2 protein-coding genes are annotated in these 1,866 nt (G+C 65.9%); both read right to left on the bottom strand.

The genetic code is table 11. From position 1 onward, the window contains the following. Window positions 1-76: 76 nt before the first annotated feature. The gene (locus WBF82_RS09665; RefSeq protein WP_424382822.1) at window positions 77-1,198 is read right to left on the bottom strand and encodes a M24 family metallopeptidase; all 1,122 of its coding nucleotides are present in this window, start codon (window positions 1,196-1,198) and stop codon (window positions 77-79) included. Continuing rightward, window positions 1,188-1,866, bottom strand: a 679-nt coding sequence (locus tag WBF82_RS09660) for a M24 family metallopeptidase (protein ID WP_424382821.1), incomplete at its 5' end; no start/stop codon positions are given. The genes WBF82_RS09665 and WBF82_RS09660, both read right to left, overlap by 11 nt.

Here is a 1,866-nt window from a genome sequence, read left to right as displayed (position 1 = left end):
GGTCACCCGCGATCGCAGAGTTGCCGTCAACCATATGTTGGTTCGCGCCGCCGAACAGACCTGGTGATCGAGAAAGCTACTGCCACAACGGGCTGGCGGTCAGCAACTCTGGCCCGCTATCGGTGATGGCGACCGTATCGCGGTGAAGAACCGCACCGAGGCCTTCCTGCCACACGTAGCCGGTCAGCGCTAACGCCATCCCCGGGTCCAGATGTTCCCGTTCGGCAGTACCCGGAAGCTGTCGCGAGATCACCGGCGGATCGAAGCCCAGCCCCAGTCCGTGCGCGACGGCCATCGGCGGCAGCGGCTCGTCGGCCAAGTCGTAAGCCGCGAGCAACTCACTGGCCCGCGCACCCGGTCGGCAGGCAGCAATCAGCCTGTCCCACAACGCGTTCGAGCGCTGATAGAGCTTGCGAGTCGACCCGTTGTCGGTATCGCCCGCCGGCCAGGTCCGGCCCACTTCCGCGACGTATCCGTTGGCAAGTGCTCCAGCGGAGAACGCGACCAAGTCACCCGAGCCCACCAGACCGTCGCCGGTTGCACGCCGCCAGGGGTGTTCGGAAGAAGTCACCCATGCGGCGTCTTGGGTGGCCGGCGTGCTCACCCCGCCCGCGGCCATCGCCTCCAGTACCGCACCCGCTAACGTCTGCTCGGAAAGCCCGGGCCGCAACTCCGCCACGCCGGCGGCGACTCCCGCTTCGGCGATGCGCAGGGCGGCGTTCATCGCTGCCAGTTCGTCGGGCGTCTTGGTCCGACGCGCCGTCCGCATGGCCACTTCGGCGTCGACGAGCTCGGCATTCGGAAATGCCATCGGCAGCAGTGTAGCGAAAGTCGGCGTGAGCGCGTCGGTTCCGATCCGCCGGGCCGTCGACGCACCGTCGATGTTCTTCAGCACCTCGATCAGCGTCATCGGATTCCAGGCCAGGCCGTAGAGGTGGTCGTGTCCGATCTCCTCGGGAACTCCCTCGTCGTCCGTGCTCATCAGATAGATCTCGCCGGTGGCGCGGAGCATCACACAGACGGGTCCGAACGGCCGCGTCCCGGCGATCCACAACTGCGGCGCCCCGGTGACATACCGGACGTTGGCCTGTCGTCCGAGCACCAGGATGTCGATGTCGTGGGCTTCCATCTGCGCGAGTGCCCGTTGGCGACGACCCAGCCGTAACGCTGTGCCGTCGGGCGAAATGTCAGGACCCATAAGGCGCGTAGGGGTAGTCGGTAATCGGCAGGAAGCCGTCTTCGGTGACCACCACGATCTCCTCACTGCGGTAGCCGCCGGTTCCGTCCTCCCACACCACCGGCTCCAGGACCAGCACCATGCCGACCGGAAACACAAAGTTGTCGTCGTACTCTTCGCCTAGATCGGTTCCGATCATCGGCGGTTCGGCGGGGTAGGTGCCGATGCCGTGTCCGAGGTAGAGATGTGGCAGCCACGGCTTGCTGCCGTTGTTGGCGGCGATCGCCGCCCGAGCCAGATCACCTGATGTGGCACCGGCTTTGGTCACCTTCAAGACCGCCTCAAGGATGTGCCGCCAGTTGTCGAACTGCTCTTGCTGGCGCGCCGACGGCTCGTCGCCGACCACCCACGTTCGACCGAAATCCGAACAGTACCCGGCATAGCTGATGCTGACATCAGTCCACAGCACGTCGCCTCTGGCAAGTTCGCGTTCCGCGGTCAATAGCGGCAGCGCAAGGTCGCGGTGTGTCGTCCACACCCCCTCGGCGCGGGATGGCGGCATCACCTGCCAGATCGCCTCGAGCATGTTGGCCGTCGCGCCCAGTTCGAATGCCCTGCGCACCAGCTTGGCTGACAGATCGGTTTGTCGCACGCCCGGCGCCACCTGCTTCTGCACATCGACCATGGCC

The sequence above is a fragment of the Mycobacterium sp. genome (assembly GCF_049673265.1).
GTDB lineage: Bacteria > Actinomycetota > Actinomycetes > Mycobacteriales > Mycobacteriaceae > Mycobacterium.
Note: the sequence above shows the minus strand (reverse complement) of the source record. Positions and strands in the feature narration are given on the sequence as shown.